Source organism: Streptomyces sp. NPDC097129, from assembly GCF_055668065.1.
In genome coordinates this window covers 308,349-322,749 of sequence record NZ_JBVOQE010000006.1, presented here as the reverse complement: position 1 = coordinate 322,749, position 14,401 = coordinate 308,349, and the positions used below count along the sequence as shown (strand labels likewise).

Annotated in this window: 14 protein-coding genes and 1 tRNA gene; 9 read left to right on the top strand and 6 right to left on the bottom strand. The window is 70.9% G+C overall.

Annotated features, from left to right (window positions below; genetic code table 11):
* Nucleotides 1–15 precede the first annotated feature (15 nt).
* Nucleotides 16–1,326 carry a sensor histidine kinase gene (locus AC0B9F_RS19930; RefSeq protein ID WP_472004346.1) on the bottom strand — a complete coding sequence of 437 codons (1,311 nt, stop codon included), beginning with the start codon at nt 1,324–1,326 and terminating at the stop codon, nt 16–18.
* 233 nt (nt 1,327–1,559) lie between these two features.
* Between AC0B9F_RS19930 and AC0B9F_RS19925 the strand changes: the two genes are divergently transcribed.
* The 6 genes from AC0B9F_RS19925 to AC0B9F_RS19900 all read left to right on the top strand — a co-directional run bounded on the left by AC0B9F_RS19925 (nt 1,560) and on the right by AC0B9F_RS19900 (nt 6,726).
* Nucleotides 1,560–1,631 (top strand) — tRNA-Gln (locus AC0B9F_RS19925).
* Between the two features lie 117 nt (nt 1,632–1,748).
* Nucleotides 1,749–3,194, top strand: a complete 1,446-nt coding sequence (glmU, locus tag AC0B9F_RS19920) for a bifunctional UDP-N-acetylglucosamine diphosphorylase/glucosamine-1-phosphate N-acetyltransferase GlmU (RefSeq protein ID WP_472004344.1) — start codon at nt 1,749–1,751, stop codon at nt 3,192–3,194.
* A 138-nt stretch (nt 3,195–3,332) separates the two neighbouring features.
* Nucleotides 3,333–4,313 (top strand): ribose-phosphate diphosphokinase, encoded by a 981-nt coding sequence (locus AC0B9F_RS19915; RefSeq protein WP_472004341.1) that lies wholly within the window; start codon nt 3,333–3,335, stop codon nt 4,311–4,313.
* Between the two features lie 238 nt (nt 4,314–4,551).
* Nucleotides 4,552–5,148, top strand: coding sequence for a 50S ribosomal protein L25/general stress protein Ctc (locus AC0B9F_RS19910; protein WP_472004338.1), 597 nt, complete (start codon nt 4,552–4,554; stop codon nt 5,146–5,148).
* Nucleotides 5,149–5,241: 93 nt separating this feature from the next.
* Nucleotides 5,242–5,838, top strand: coding sequence for an aminoacyl-tRNA hydrolase (pth, locus tag AC0B9F_RS19905; RefSeq protein ID WP_472004335.1), 597 nt, complete (start codon nt 5,242–5,244; stop codon nt 5,836–5,838).
* Nucleotides 5,839–6,021: 183 nt separating this feature from the next.
* Nucleotides 6,022–6,726, top strand: coding sequence for an LPXTG cell wall anchor domain-containing protein (locus AC0B9F_RS19900; RefSeq protein ID WP_472004333.1), 705 nt, complete (start codon nt 6,022–6,024; stop codon nt 6,724–6,726).
* 75 nt (nt 6,727–6,801) lie between these two features.
* Here the strand turns inward: AC0B9F_RS19900 and ppc are convergent, their stop codons facing one another.
* Nucleotides 6,802–9,534 carry a phosphoenolpyruvate carboxylase gene (gene ppc / locus AC0B9F_RS19895; RefSeq protein WP_472004330.1) on the bottom strand — a complete coding sequence of 911 codons (2,733 nt, stop codon included), beginning with the start codon at nt 9,532–9,534 and terminating at the stop codon, nt 6,802–6,804.
* Between the two features lie 289 nt (nt 9,535–9,823).
* Here ppc and AC0B9F_RS19890 point away from each other — a divergent pair, with 289 nt between their 5' ends.
* On the top strand, nt 9,824–10,837 hold the full coding sequence (locus tag AC0B9F_RS19890; protein WP_472004329.1) for an acyl-CoA desaturase: 1,014 nt from the start codon (nt 9,824–9,826) through the stop codon (nt 10,835–10,837).
* The gene (locus AC0B9F_RS19885; protein ID WP_472004327.1) at nt 10,834–11,508 is read left to right on the top strand and encodes a TetR/AcrR family transcriptional regulator; all 675 of its coding nucleotides are present in this window, start codon (nt 10,834–10,836) and stop codon (nt 11,506–11,508) included. Before AC0B9F_RS19890 ends, AC0B9F_RS19885 begins: the two co-directional genes overlap by 4 nt.
* 112 nt (nt 11,509–11,620) lie before the next feature.
* On the opposite strand, the gene AC0B9F_RS19880 is transcribed toward AC0B9F_RS19885, so the two are convergent.
* The 3 genes from AC0B9F_RS19880 to AC0B9F_RS19870 form a co-directional block, all read right to left on the bottom strand.
* Nucleotides 11,621–11,794 carry a CsbD family protein gene (locus AC0B9F_RS19880; protein ID WP_472004325.1) on the bottom strand — a complete coding sequence of 58 codons (174 nt, stop codon included), beginning with the start codon at nt 11,792–11,794 and terminating at the stop codon, nt 11,621–11,623.
* Nucleotides 11,795–11,859: 65 nt separating this feature from the next.
* Nucleotides 11,860–12,222 (bottom strand): VOC family protein, encoded by a 363-nt coding sequence (locus tag AC0B9F_RS19875; RefSeq protein WP_472004323.1) that lies wholly within the window; start codon nt 12,220–12,222, stop codon nt 11,860–11,862.
* Nucleotides 12,219–13,037 carry a trans-aconitate 2-methyltransferase gene (locus AC0B9F_RS19870; RefSeq protein WP_472004321.1) on the bottom strand — a complete coding sequence of 273 codons (819 nt, stop codon included), beginning with the start codon at nt 13,035–13,037 and terminating at the stop codon, nt 12,219–12,221. Before AC0B9F_RS19870 ends, AC0B9F_RS19875 begins: the two co-directional genes overlap by 4 nt.
* An 88-nt stretch (nt 13,038–13,125) precedes the next feature.
* On the opposite strand from AC0B9F_RS19870, the gene tamR reads away from it, so the two are divergent.
* The gene (gene tamR / locus AC0B9F_RS19865) at nt 13,126–13,623 is read left to right on the top strand and encodes a MarR family transcriptional regulator TamR (RefSeq protein ID WP_472004319.1); all 498 of its coding nucleotides are present in this window, start codon (nt 13,126–13,128) and stop codon (nt 13,621–13,623) included.
* Here the strand turns inward: tamR and AC0B9F_RS19860 are convergent.
* Nucleotides 13,582–14,358, bottom strand: a complete 777-nt coding sequence (locus tag AC0B9F_RS19860; protein WP_472004317.1) for a LuxR C-terminal-related transcriptional regulator — start codon at nt 14,356–14,358, stop codon at nt 13,582–13,584. The genes tamR and AC0B9F_RS19860 overlap by 42 nt on opposite strands.
* Nucleotides 14,359–14,401 lie beyond the last annotated feature (43 nt).

Sequence of the window (14,401 nt, the reverse complement as noted above, 5' to 3'; positions counted from 1 at the left end):
GGCGCCGGGTCCCGCCTACGGCGCCGGAAGCACCGCCGACACCCGGAAACCCCCCGCGTCCGTCGGCCCCGACACGAACACCCCGCCGAGCGCCACCACCCGCTCCCGCATGCCCACCAGGCCGTTACCGCCCGACGGCAACCGCGCCGACGACGCCGACCCCGCCTCGGAAGGCGGCTCGTTCTCCACCTGCATCGCGATCTCCGCCCCCCGGTACGCCAGCCGCACATACGTCTTCGCACCCGCCGCATGCTTGTGGACGTTCGTCAGCGCCTCCTGCACCACCCGGTACGCCGTCGCCTCCACCTCCGAGGCACACGAGCGCGCCTCCCCCTCGACCGACAGATCGACCACCATCCCGGCAGCCGCCGACTGCCCGACCAGTTCCTCGATCTCCGCCAGACACGGCCCGTCAGCCACCACATCGTTGTCAGCGGCCCGGGAGGCGACCGCGGCAGCGGCCACCCCCACGGCCGCGAGCGGCGCCGGCACCCGCCTGCTGTCAGCACCACCGTCCGAACTGCGCAGCACCCCGAGCATCTCCCGCAACTCGGTCAGCGCCTGCCGCCCCATGTCCCCCACCAGCGCCGCGTTCCTCACCGCCTTCTCGGGATCCTTGCGCGCCACGGCCTGCAGGGCAGCCGCATGCACGACCATCAGACTCACCCGATGCGCGACCACGTCATGCATCTCCCGCGCGATCCGCGTCCGCTCCTCGCCGCGCGCCCACTCCGCGCGCTCCTCCGCACGCTCCGCCAGCAGCTGAAGCTCCCGCTCCAGCGAGTCCGCCCGCTCCCGCAGACTCTCCATCAGCCTGCGCCGCGCCCCCACATACAGCCCCAGCAGCACCGGCGGAGCCGTCATCCCGAGCGCCATACAGATGGACGCGAACGGAACGAACCACTGCCCCACGTCCCCGCTGTCCGCGGCCTGCCGCAACCGCACGAACGTCACGATCAGCATCGCGACCAGGGACATCCCGGCCAGCGACGCGATGATCCGCCGCGGCAGCTCGGACGCGGCGAGCGTGTACAGCCCGACCACGCCCATGACGAACCCCATCTGCGCGGGCGTGATCGCGACGGACACCAGCACGACGGCGATCGGCCAGCGCCGGCGCGCCAGCAGCACGGCCCCGGCGAGGGACCCGAACACGACCCCCACGGACACCGGAACCCCGGCGTCCCGCGCGAACGGAACCCCTTCCACCGCACACTCGGCGGCGGACACCACCGCGAGCGCCGCGTCCAGCACGGCGGAACGCCACCGCACCCACCACCACGGCCCGGTCCCGGCCGCCGCGTGCTCTTCCCCCGTCGTGGTCATGCCTCCAGCCTACGATCGCCCGCCGGGCCTTTTCCGGCGAGTTTCGAGTACCGGGGGACACCCCTCGGACAGGCGAAGCCGACGGCCCGGAAGCGCCGGACGCGGAACCGGCGGTGCGCTCACCGTGCGGCAGAGCGCCGACTTGTACCGTCGCGTCGAAGGCGCATGGTGCGGCATAGTAGGTGCCGCGACCTCAACGGACTGGCGAGATGTCCGTTTAGCGCCTTATGCCCTCCCCTGTGGTGTAATCGGCAACACGGGTCACTTTGGATGATTTGTTCCAGGTTCGAGTCCTGGCAGGGGAGCTGGAGCCACGCGGGTCCTGACATCACCGTCAGGACCCGCACCCATTTCCCCCGCCGAACGCCCCGGTATCCTGCGGACGTCCACCCCCACCCCACCACCAGCCGAAGGGCACCCCCGTGAGCGTCATCCGCCCGGCCGCCGTCGTCGTACTCGCAGCGGGTGAGGGCACCCGTATGAAGTCGGCCACACCGAAGGTGCTGCACGAGATCTGCGGCCGCAGCCTCGTCGGCCATGTGCTGGCCTCCGCCCGTCAGTTGGACCCCGAGAACCTGGTCGTCGTGGTCGGGCATGCCCGGGAGAAGGTCACGGCGCATCTCGCCGAGGTCGACCCCGGCGTGCGCACCGCCGTGCAGGAGCAGCAGAACGGCACCGGGCACGCCGTACGGATGGCGCTGCAGGAGCTGGGCGGGAGCGTCGAGGGGACGGTCGTGGTGGTGTGCGGGGACACGCCCCTGCTGACCGGTGACACGCTGACGCGGCTCGCGTCGACGCATGCCGCGGACGGCAACGCCGTGACGGTGCTGACGGCGGAGATGCCGGACGCGACGGGGTACGGGCGGATCGTGCGGGACGACTCCGGTGCCGTGACGGCGATCGTGGAGCACAAGGACGCCTCCGAGACGCAGCGGGAGATCCGGGAGATCAACTCCGGGGTGTTCGCGTTCGACGGGGCGCTGCTGGCCGACGCGCTGAAGAGGGTGCGGACGGACAACAGCCAGGGCGAGGAGTACCTGACGGACGTCCTGGGCATCCTGCGCGAGGCCGGGCATCGCGTCGGCGCGTGTGTCGCCGCGGATCACGGGGAGATCGCGGGGATCAACAACCGGGTGCAGTTGTCGCAGGCGCGGCGGGTTCTCAATGAGCGGCTGCTGACGGCCGCGATGCTCTCCGGGGTGACGGTGATCGACCCGGCCAGCACCTGGATCGATGTGACGGTCACGTTCGAGCAGGACGTGGTCGTGCATCCGGGGACGCAGCTGACCGGTGCGACCCACCTGGCGGAGGGCGCGGAGGTGGGGCCGAACAGCCGGCTCCACGACACGCGGGTCGGTGCGGGGGCGCGGGTGGACAACACCGTGTCGGACGGGGCGGAGGTCGGTCCTGAGGCGTCGGTGGGTCCGTTCGCATATCTGCGGCCGGGGACGCGGCTGGGCCGAAAGGGCAAGATCGGCACGTATGTCGAGACGAAGAACGCCGAGATCGGTGAGGGGACGAAGGTTCCGCACCTGAGTTACGTCGGTGACGCGACGATCGGTGAGTACACGAACATCGGTGCCGCGAGTGTGTTCGTGAACTACGACGGTGAGAAGAAGCATCACACGACGGTCGGGTCCCATTGCCGTACCGGATCGGACAACATGTTTGTGGCGCCTGTCACGGTCGGGGACGGTGCTTATACGGCCGCCGGCTCGGTGATCACCAAGGATGTGCCGCCCGGTTCGCTGGCCGTGGCCCGTGGTCAGCAGCGGAATATCGAGGGTTGGGTGGCGCGCAAGCGTCCCGGCAGCGCGGCGGCGAAGGCGGCCGAGGCGGCGTCCCGGAACCCCTCTGACGAGGGCTGACCGGAAACGGGTGCGTCGAAGACGGCGTACCGTGATAAGTGCACATACCCGCACCCCACCAGCTGAGACGGCCTGCCGCGCCCCAGCGGCGAGGTCTCTCGACACCCAGCTGAGTACACCTCTGAGGAGATCAGTGCTGTGACCGGGATCAAGACGACCGGCGAGAAGAAGATGATGTTCTTCTCCGGCCGCGCCCACCCCGAGCTTGCCGAGGAGGTCGCCCAGCAGCTGGGTGTCGGGGTCGTCCCGACGAAGGCCTTCGACTTCGCGAACGGTGAGATCTATGTGCGTTACCAGGAGTCGGCCCGCGGTGCGGACTGCTTCCTGATCCAGAGCCACACGGCTCCGATCAACAAGTGGATCATGGAGCAGTTGATCATGATCGACGCGCTGAAGCGTGCGTCGGCCCGCTCCATCACGGTGATCGTGCCGTTCTACGGTTACGCGCGGCAGGACAAGAAGCACCGTGGCCGTGAACCGATTTCGGCGCGTCTGATCGCGGACCTGATGAAGACGGCGGGTGCGCACCGCATCCTGACGGTGGATCTGCACACGGATCAGATCCAGGGCTTCTTCGACGGCCCGGTCGATCATCTGTTCGCACTGCCGCTGCTGGCGGACTACGTGGGCCGCAAGGTCGACCGGTCGAAGCTGACGGTGGTGTCTCCGGACGCCGGCCGGGTGCGGGTGGCGGACCGCTGGTGCGACCGTCTGGGCGCGCCGCTGGCGATCGTGCACAAGCGGCGCGACAAGGACGTGGCGAACCAGGTGACCGTCCACGAGGTCGTGGGTGAGGTCAAGGGCCGTGTCTGCGTGCTGGTGGACGACATGATCGACACCGGTGGCACGATCTGTGCGGCCGCGGACGCGCTGTTCGCGCATGGCGCGGAGGACGTCATCGTGACGGCGACGCACGGTGTGCTGTCGGGTCCGGCGGCGGACCGGCTGAAGAACTCGCGGGTGAGTGAGTTCGTGTTCACGAACACGCTGCCGACGCCGGGTGAGCTGAACCGCGATCTGGACAAGATCACGGTGCTGTCGATCGCGCCGACGATCGCGTCCGCGGTGCGTGAGGTGTTCGAGGACGGTTCGGTGACGAGCCTGTTCGACGAGCAGTAGGAGCGCCTCGGGGCGTTCGGCGAGCGCTGTGCAGGAAGGGTTCTGCACAGGCCGGCCGGGGGCCCGCTGTGATCCTTTTGGTACGGCCTCCCTCTCCGAGTAGACTGCTGCAGTTGCTCGGCGAGGGAGGCCGTACCCGTGCGGTGCGGTGGTCCGTAATCGACGCGCTCTTCGTAGCAGGCCGTTCGTTGGCCGGGTGACTCCGTCCCTTTCAAGCTTTCTACGAGGAGTGATCCGTATGTCCGAGGTCAAGCTCACCGCCGAGACGCGCACCGAGTTCGGCAAGGGCGCCGCGCGCCGCATCCGCCGTGACAACAAGGTCCCGGGTGTGCTGTACGGCCACGGTTCCGACCCGCTGCACCTGTCCCTGCCGGGCCACGACCTGCTGCTGGCGCTGCGTACGCCGAACGTCCTGATCGCCCTGGACATCGACGGTCAGCGCAACGAGCTGGCGATCCCGAAGTCCGTGCAGCGCGACCCGCTGAAGGGCTTCCTTGAGCACGTCGACCTGCAGCTCGTCCAGCGCGGCGAGAAGGTCACGGTCGAGATCCCGGTGCAGACCGAGGGCGAGCTGGCCCCCGGCGGCAACCTGCTCGAGCACGTGCTGAACGCCCTGCCGGTCGAGGCCGAGGCCACGCACATCCCCGAGGCCGTGACGGTGTCCGTGGAGGGTCTCGCGGCCGGCGCCCAGATCCTCGCCAAGGACATCACCCTGCCGAAGGGTGTCATCCTGACCGTCGACGACGACACCGTCGTCCTGCAGGTCCTGGCCGCGCAGGCCGAGGAGGCCGCCGAGGGCGCCGAGGGTGAGGGCGACGAGGCCGCCGAGGCCTGATCCTCCCCCCTTTTCTGAAGTCGTTCGTCAGCCGCTGCTCCCGGTGGGTTCTCACCGGGGGTGGCGGCTGGCGCGTATCGAGGAGACAAGCACGTGACGACCGATGCCGGTGCCCCCTGGCTGATCGCGGGGCTGGGCAATCCCGGGCCGGAGTACGCGATGAACCGGCACAACGTGGGGTTCATGGTGGCGGATCTGCTGGCGGAGCGGATCGGGGGCCGGTTCAAGCGGGCCGGCAAGGCGCAGGCGCAGGTCGTCGAGGGGCGGATCGGTCCGCCGGGACCTGCGAACCGGCGGGTGGTGCTGGTGAAGCCGATGTCGTACATGAACCTGTCGGGCGGTCCGGTGAACGCGCTGGCCGAGTTCTACAAGGTGCCGCTCGGCAACGTGGTGGCGGTGCACGACGAGCTGGACATCGACTACGGGACGCTGCGGGTGAAGCTCGGTGGCGGGGACAACGGCCACAACGGGCTGAAGTCGATCACGAAGGCGATGGGGCGGGAGTACCACCGGGTGCGGTTCGGGATCGGGCGGCCGCCGGGGCGTATGCAGGTGGCGGACTTCGTGCTGAAGGACTTCGCGTCGGCGGAGCGCAAGGAGCTGGACTACTTCGTGGACCGGGCGGCGGACGCGGTGGAGTGTCTGGTGACGGAGGGTCTGGAGCGGGCGCAGAGCGCGTACAACTCCTGACGTGTCCCTCCGGTGAGTCGACCGGGTGCGCAGGTCGTCGCCGTGTGGGGGCGGTGCGCGCTGTGGGTGTTGTGAAGACCCTGAGTGTTCCCTGTTCGTGATTGACCTGCGTTTCGCTGCCGCTGGATGCTGAGCCGCCACCTCCCACCTTCCCCATCGGCATCACGAAGAGTGGCCCCCCCCATGCGTACCCCCACCCGAGTCGGCGCCGTGTGCGCCCTCACCGCGGCTGCCGTGTTCACGGCGCCCGCCGCTCACGCGACCACGCCCGGCGACAACGGAACGGTCAAGATCCACGATGCCTCGACCGGCGAGGAGCTGCGCCGCAACGAGCCGCACGTGTGCACGTTCTATCTGGACGCCTTCGGCTTTGACGGCGGTCAGCAGGTGTCCTGGCACATCGAGTCCTGGGCGCCGACGGCCGGCGTGAAGGGCGCGACGGTGAAGTCCGGCGCGCTCGCCCTGGACGGCGCGGGTCATGGCCGTACGGCGGATCTGTCGCTGCCGGACGGGCACTACAAGCTGTTCTGGACGTTCGCCGGTGAGAAGAGCAAGGCGGCCAAGCACAAGGTGTTCTGGACGGACTGCGCGAAGTCCGAGGGCGGCGCGGCGCCGTCGGCGTCGGCCTCGGCATCGGCGTCGGCCGGGGCGTCCGCGTCGGCCGCTCCGTCGGCTGCTCCGTCGGCTGCCGCGTCGGCGTCCGCGTCCGCCGGTGGCGCTGCCCCGTCGGCGTCGCCGTCGGCGCCGGCGCAGGGCGGTGCGGCCGGTGGGGACCTCGCGCACACCGGGAGCAGCGCGCCGGTGGGCGCGCTGTCGGGGGTCGCGGCGGCGCTGGTCGCGGGCGGCGGTCTCCTGGTGCTACGGCGCCGCAGGGCGGCCCGGGGCTGATCCGGGCCGGTGGGACGGGCGGTGCCCCCGGGCCGGGTGGCCCGGGGGCACCGTCGTCTGCTGTGAGCAGCCGGGTCAGCCGGTGTTGCGCAGGCCGGCCGCGACACCGTTGACGGTGAGCAGCAGGGCGCGGGCGAGCAGCGGGTCGGGCTGTTCACCGGCGGCGGCGGCGTCGCGCTGCCGCTTGAGCAGGGCGACCTGGAGATAGCTGATCGGGTCGAGGTAGGCGTCGCGGATGGTGAAGGTCTGCTTCAGGACGGGCGTGGCGTCGAGGAGTTCCCTCTCGCCGGTGACGCGGAGCACCTCGGCGACGGTCAGCTCGTGTTCGGCCTTGATGGTGTCGAAGACGTGCTTGAGTTCGTCGGGGACGAGGGTGTCGACGTAGTGCTGGGCGATGCGCAGGTCGGTCTTGGCGAGGGTCATCTCGACGTTGGAGATGAAGTTGCGGAAGAAGTGCCACTGCTGGTGCATCTCGTCGAGCACGCTGTCGAGGCCGGCTTCGCGCAGGGCCTTGAGGCCGGAGCCGACGCCGAACCAGCCGGGGACGATCTGCCGGGACTGGGTCCAGCCGAACACCCAGGGGATGGCGCGCAGTCCGTCGAGCGAGACGCCCGAGCCGGGGCGGCGGGAGGGCCGCGAGCCCAGGTGCAGGTCGGCAAGCTGGTCGACCGGAGTGGAGGCGAGGAAGTACGTCGGCAGGTCGGGGTCCTCCACCAGGCGGCGGTAGGCGCCGTGGGCGGCGTCCGAGACGACGTCCATGGCCGCGTCCCAGCGGGCGAGGGCCTCGTCGGACTGGCGGGGCGCGGTGTGCAGGGCGGAAGCCTGCAGGGTGGCCGCGACCGTCAGTTCCAGGTTCTCCCGGGCGAGGGAGGGGATGAGGTACTTGTCGGAGATGACCTCGCCCTGCTCGGTCACCTTGATCTCGCCCTCCAGGGTGCCCCAGGGCTGGGCGAGGATCGCGTCGTGGGAGGGGCCGCCGCCGCGGCCGACGGTGCCGCCGCGGCCGTGGAAGAGGCGCAGGCGCACGCCGTAGCGGTGGGCGACGTCGCGCAGGCGGCGCTGGGCGCGGTGGATCTCCCACTGGCTGGTGGTGATGCCGCCGAACTTGGAGGAGTCGGAGTAGCCGAGCATGACCTCCTGGACGTCGCCGCGCAGGGAGACCAGGCGCCGGTAGGAGGGGTCGGAGAGCATGTCCTCCAGGATGGTGTCGGCGGCCTTCAGCTCGTCGGTGGTCTCCAGGAGGGGGACGATGCCGATCTTGGCCCAGCCGGCGTGCAGGTCGACCAGTCCGGCTTCGCGGGCGAGGACGGCGGCGGCGAAGACGTCGTCGGCGCCCTGGCACATGGAGATGATGTACGACTCGATGACCTCGGGTCCGAAGACCTCCAGGGCGCGCTTGACGGTCTGGAAGACGCCGAGGGTCTTCTGCCCGGCCGCGTCGACGGGGGCGGGGCTCGGCGCGAGCGGCCTTCTGGAGCGCAGTTCCTTGGCGAGCAGCCGGGTGCGGTAGTCGCGCGGCATGTCGGCGTAGCGCCAGGACTCCTCGCCGAGGCGGTCGAAGAGCTGGCCGAGGGCGTGGTGGTGGGCGTCGGCGTGTTCGCGGACGTCCATGGTGGCGAGCTGGAGGCCGAAGGCGGCGAGGGTGCGGATGGTGCGGGCGAGGCGGCCGTCCGCGAACAGGCCGCCGCGGTGGGCGCGCAGGGAGGTCTGGATGATGCGCAGGTCGGCGAGGAGCTCGCTGGTGCCGAGGTAGTCGCGGCCGTCCTCGTGGGGGGTGCCGGTGGCCAGGCGCCGCTTGGTGTTCTGCAGCTTCTGCCGGATGCAGGTGGCCTTGAGCCGGTAGGGCTCCTCGGCGTTGAGGCGCTTGTAGCGGGGGCTGATCTCGGGGAGCAGGTCGAGGTCGGCCTTGAGGGAGTCGAGGAGTTCGTCGGTGGCGCCGGTGTAGCGGATGGAGTTGGACAGCAGGCCGCGCAGCTCGTCGATCATGTCGAGGGCGTCGTTGATGCCGTGCTCGTGCTGGAGGATGAGCACGTCCCAGGTGACCTGGGGGGTCACGTTGGGGTTGCCGTCGCGGTCGCCGCCGATCCAGGTGCCGAAGGTGACGGGGCGGGTGTCGTCGGGGAGCTTGACGCCGACCCGCTCGAGTTCGGCGGTGAGGTCCTCCAGGACGTCGCCGACGGCGCCGGCGTGCAGTTCGTCGAGGTAGTAGATGGCGTTGCGGGCCTCGTCGGCGGGCTCGGGGCGTACGACGCGCAGTTCGTCGGTCTGCCAGACGAGGTCGATGTTCTCGGCCAGGCGGGTGTCGTGGCGGCGCCGGTCGGAGTCGAGGACGGGCTCGTCCAGGAGTGCGGCGATGCGCCTCAGCTTGTTGAGGACGGACCGGCGCGCGGCCTCGGTGGGGTGCGCGGTGAACACGGGGCGGACGTTGAGGTGCTGAACCGTCTCGCGCAGGTGGTCGGGGTCGGCGTCCTTGAGCCGGTCGGCCGTGCGGGAGAGCAGGCCGCCCTCGGCGGCGCGCCTGGCGCGCAGTTCGCGGCCGCGGTGGACCTGTTCGGTGACGTTGGCGAGGTGGAAGTAGGTGGAGAAGGCGCGGACCAGCTTGGCCGCGGTCTCCAGTTCGGTGCCGCGCAGCAGTTCGGCGGCGGCGTCACCGTCCTCGCGGGTGAGACGGCGGACCTTCTCCACCAGGTCCAGGAGCTCGGGGCCCTCCTGGCGGACGAGGGTCTCGCCGAGGAGATCGCCCAGCCGGCGGATGTCGGCGCGCAGCTCGGTGCTGGTGGTGGTGGTCTGGTCGTCGGCACTGCTCACAGGTGCGGCTCCTTGCAGTGTTGAAGCTCGTCTGGGAGGGGAACCCGGACGTGCGTCTCGAGCGGAGGCACCGCTTACGTGCCGGACGTCCGGGAAAAAACTTCAGAGCGGACCGCGCTGTCCGACCGACTCCAGGATAGGTGGCGTCGGAACGCGCAGGCCCATGGGCTCTTGCCGCCGGGCAACACGCTGCCATACTTACGATGCCGTAGGTTACGGAACCGTAGGGAAGAGAATCGGTTTCCGTGGTCCGGCATCGCCCAGACCCTCGACCCCACAGGGGACGCGTATGACCACTAGCTCCTCCGATGTGATCGCAGACGCTCGTAAGGCGCCCGACGACACGCCCGTACCGGCCGCCACACTCGGCGGCGAGCAGAAGCGCTCGATCGAGCAGATCGCGCTGCTGCTGTTCATCACTGTCCCGTTCCTCGCTCTGCTGGCGGCGGTGCCACTGGCCTGGGGCTGGGGCGTGAGCTGGCTGGATCTCGGCCTGCTGGTCTTCTTCTACTACCTGGGCTGCCACGGGATCACGATCGGCTTCCACCGGCACTTCACCCACGGTTCCTTCAAGGCCAAGCGCCCGCTGAAGATCGCGCTGGCGATCGCCGGGTCGATGGCCGTGGAGGGGCCGCTGGTGCGCTGGGTGGCGGATCACCGCAGGCACCACAAGTTCTCCGACGCCGAGGGCGACCCGCACTCCCCGTGGCGGTACGGCGAGACCGTGCCGGCGCTGATGAAGGGCCTGTGGTGGGCGCATATCGCCTGGATGTTCGACGAGGAGCAGACCCCGCAGGAGAAGTACGCCCCGGACCTGGTCAAGGACCCGGCGCTGCGGGCGATCTCGCGGCAGTTCGTGCTGTGGACGGCGCTGTCGCTGGCGCTGCCCGCGGTGATCGGCGGGCTGGTCACGATGTCCTGGTGGGGCGCGTTCACCGCGTTCTTCTGGGGGTCACTCGTCCGGGTGGCGCTGCTGCACCACGTCACCTGGTCGATCAACTCCATCTGTCACGCGGTGGGCAAGCGGCCGTTCAAGTCGCGGGACCGTTCGGGCAACGTGTGGTGGCTGGCGATCCTGTCGTGCGGCGAGTCCTGGCACAACCTGCACCACGCCGACCCGACCTCCGCGCGGCACGGCGTGATGCGCGGCCAGATCGACTCCTCGGCGCGGATCATCCGCTGGTTCGAGATGCTGGGCTGGGCGTACGACGTGCGCTGGCCGTCACGCTCGCGTATCGATTCGCGTCGCAGCACCGAGGACGACCGCTCCCGGCGGCGGAAGGTGAGCGCCGACGCGGCATGATGGACGCCGTGGCGACCGACTCCAGCACCCCCAGCAATGACAAGCCGCGGCGTGCGCGTCGCACCCGGATGACCGGTGCCGAGCGCCGCCAGCAGCTGCTGGAGATCGGTCGGACCCTGTTCGCGGCGAAGGGCTTCGAGGGCACGTCGGTGGAGGAGATCGCGGCGAAGGCCGGGGTCTCCAAGCCGGTGGTGTACGAGCACTTCGGCGGCAAGGAGGGCCTGTACGCGGTCGTCGTGGACCGTGAGATGCGGCGGCTGCTGGATATGGTGACCAGCTCGCTGACGGCCGGCCATCCGCGTGAGCTGTGCGAGCAGGCGGCGTTCGCGCTGCTGGACTACATCGAGGAGTACACGGACGGGTTCCGCATCCTGGTCCGTGACTCGCCCATCCCCCAGTCGACCGGCTCGTTCGCCTCGCTGATCTCGGACATCGCCACCCAGGTGGAGGACATCCTGGGCCGCGAGTTCAAGTCGCGCGGCTTCGACGCGAAGCTGGCCCCGCTGTACGCGCAGGCGCTGGTGGGGATGGTGGCGCTGACCGGCCAGTGGTGGCTGGACGTGCGCCGGCCGAAGAAGGCGGAGGTCGCGGCCCACCTGGTGAACCTGGCCTGGCACGGGCTGGACGGGCTCGAGCCGAAGCCCCGGCTGATCGGTCACCGCAAGAGCTGACGGCGCCGACGCCGAGACTGACGGCAGCGGCCGACGAACGGCAGCGGCAGCGGGCCGACGAACGACATGGGTGAGGGCCCCCGCGGACGCGGGGGCCCTCACCCATGTGGGCTCAGTGCTTGAAGACGTCCTTCGCCTTCTCCTTGGCCTGGCGGGCGTCGCCCTTCATCTGCTCGCCCTTGCCTTCGGCGGTCGCGCTCTCGTTGCCGACGGTGCGGCCGGCCGCTTCCTTGGCCTTGCCCTTGAGCTCTTCCTTCTTGCCCTTGGCCTTCTGCTCGCCTGCCACGGTTGATCACTCCCAGTCAGCTCTGCGGGACGTCTCATGGCACCGGGTGACCGCGGCGGCGCCGCTCAAACCTGGGGTTCGAGGAACTCCAGGCGGTTGCCGACCGGGTCCTCGGCGTAGAAGCGCAGGTGACCTGGGAGGTTGTCGTCCCAGCTGACCTCGGCGCCGCGGGCGGTGAGACGGGCGGCGTACGCCTCGATACCGGTGACGCGCAGCCCGGGGTGGGCCTTGCGGGCGGGCCGGAAGTCGTCCTCGATGCCGAGGTGGAGCTGGACGGCGCCCGTCTGGAACCAGCAGCCGCCGCGGGCCGCGAGCACCGGCGGCTTGGGGATCTCGGTCATGCCGAGGACGCCGGAGTAGAAGGCGCGCAGGGCGTCCTCGCTGCCGGGCGGGGCGGCGAGCTGGACGTGGTCGATGGCGGCGATCATCCCCGGACCTCCTTCACGGCCACGGCGAACAGGCGGCGGAAGGGCAGGACGGTGCCGTAGGGCTCGCTCGGGTAGGTGCGGCGCAGCAGGTCCCGGTATTCGGCGAGGAAGGCGTCGCGGGCGCCGGGGTCGTCGGCGAGGGCGGTGAGCGCGGGGCGCAGGCCGGTGCCCTTGACCCAGTCCAGCACCGGGTCCTCGCCCGGCAGGACGTGGAGGTACGTCGTCTGCCACACGTCCGTGGCGCAGCCGAGGCGGGCGAGCCGGTCGAGGTAGGCGCCGGGGGTGTGGACGGAGTCGGTGCGGCGCAGGACACCGCCGAGGCGGGAGTGCCAGCGGGGGGTGGCGGCGAGGTCACGCATCAGGGCGTGCAGCGGGGCGTCGATGTTGTCGGGGACCTGGAAGGCGAAGGTGCCGCCGGGGCGCAGGGCGGCGACCCAGTCGGCGAACCGGTCGGCGTGGCCGGGCACCCACTGGAGGGTGGCGTTGGAGACGATCACGTCGTACGGCTCGGCGGGCGTCCAGTGGCGTACGTCGGCGTGGGCGAAGTCGAGGCGGCCGCCCTGGGCCGTGGGGCCCTCGTGGCCGGTGTGGGCGGCGTCCAGCATCTCGGGTGCGTTGTCGTAGCCGGTGATGTGGGCGGTGGGCCAGCGCTCGGCGAGCAGGGCGGTGACGTTGCCGGGCCCGCAGCCGAGGTCGGCGATGCGGGGCCGGTCGACGGGCGGGTCGGGGATGCGGGCCAGGAGGTCGGTGAAGGGGCGGGCGCGGTGCCCGGCGTGTCGGAGGTACTGGTCCGGGTCCCAGGTCGGCTTGGTCATGGTGCTACTGTCGCCGCGCATTTATCTTGATGTCAAGAGACACGACATCAAGAGACTTAATGTCGACACAACCACTACACTGATCGCCATGGAGGACGAGGTCGATCGGCTGGTCGCAGCGTGGCGCCGGGAGCGTCCGGACCTCGACGTGGAACCGCTCGAGGTGCTCAGCCGGGTGAGCAGACTGGCCCGGCACCTGGACCGGGCGCGCCGTATTGCCTTCGCCGAGCACAGTCTGGAGCCGTGGGAGTTCGACGTGCTGACGGCCCTGCGGCGCGCGGGCGCCCCGTATCAGCTCTCCCCCGGGCAGTTGCTGACCCAGACGCTGGTGACGTCCGGGACCATGACCAACCGGATCGACCGCCTGGCCAAGAAGGGCCTGGTGGAGCGGCTGCCCGACCCCAGCGACCGCCGCGGTGTGCTGGTCCGCCTGACCGACGAGGGCCGCGACCGCGCCGACCAGGCGCTGGCCGGGCTGCTGGACCAGGAGCGGGCGATCCTCGCCGAGCTGTCCCGGGCCCAGCGCGGTGAACTGGCCGGGCTGCTACGCCAGCTGACCGCCCCGTTCGACAACATCCCCGGCTGAGGGGCCGCCCAGCTCGGCCGGCCCCACCCCGGCGCGGCGGGCCAGCGCCACGGCCGCGAGGGTGGAGTGCACGCCGAGCTTGCCCAGCACGTTCTGCATATGGGTGCGCACGGTGTGCGGGGAGAGGAACAGCCGCTCGGCGACCGCCTTGCGGCCGAGCCCGGCGACCATGCAGCGCAGCACTTCCCGCTCGCGCGGGGTGAGGGCCTCCACCAGCCGCTCGCTCTCGGTGCGGTGCTTGCGCGCGGCCGTCATCTCGCGCAGCACACCGGTCAGCAGGGCCGGCGGCAGATGCGTCTCGTCGCGCAGCACCCCGCGGATCACGGCCAGCAGCCGCGACAGCGAGCAGTCCTTGGCGACCCAGCCGCACGCCCCGGCCTGCAGGGCGAGCGCCGCGCGGCGCGGATCGTCCCGCTCGGCGAGCACCACGGTCCGCAGCTGCGGCTGCGCCGCGCGCACCCCCGCGACCAGGGAGATCCCGTCGACGACGCCGTCTTCGCCCTGCGGCACGGGCGGCGCGGGCCGCACTGCGGGCGGCATCGCGCCCAGGTCGGCGTCGACGAGCGCCACGTCGAAGCGGCGGCCCTCGGCGGCCGCCCGCTCCAGCGAGCGCAGCGCGGCCGGGCCGCTGCCGGCCGCGGCCACCTCGACGTCCGGCTCGGCGGCCAGCGCCGCGGCGAGCGACTCGGCGAAGATGCGGTGGTCGTCGACGACCAGGACTCGGATGCGCACCACGGATGACCCCCACTGGCCTCGCCACGACGACCGGCGCGGGCAC

Coding starts and splice junctions, on each gene's coding strand:
- tamR (WP_472004319.1), top strand. CDS start 13,126: ATGGAGGACGAGGTCGATCGGCTGGTCGCAGCGTGGCGCCGGGAGCGT.
- AC0B9F_RS19900 (WP_472004333.1), top strand. CDS start 6,022: ATGCGTACCCCCACCCGAGTCGGCGCCGTGTGCGCCCTCACCGCGGCT.
- AC0B9F_RS19885 (WP_472004327.1), top strand. CDS start 10,834: ATGATGGACGCCGTGGCGACCGACTCCAGCACCCCCAGCAATGACAAG.
- AC0B9F_RS19930 (WP_472004346.1), bottom strand. CDS start 1,326: ATGACCACGACGGGGGAAGAGCACGCGGCGGCCGGGACCGGGCCGTGG.
- AC0B9F_RS19870 (WP_472004321.1), bottom strand. CDS start 13,037: ATGACCAAGCCGACCTGGGACCCGGACCAGTACCTCCGACACGCCGGG.
- AC0B9F_RS19875 (WP_472004323.1), bottom strand. CDS start 12,222: ATGATCGCCGCCATCGACCACGTCCAGCTCGCCGCCCCGCCCGGCAGC.
- AC0B9F_RS19910 (WP_472004338.1), top strand. CDS start 4,552: ATGTCCGAGGTCAAGCTCACCGCCGAGACGCGCACCGAGTTCGGCAAG.
- AC0B9F_RS19890 (WP_472004329.1), top strand. CDS start 9,824: ATGACCACTAGCTCCTCCGATGTGATCGCAGACGCTCGTAAGGCGCCC.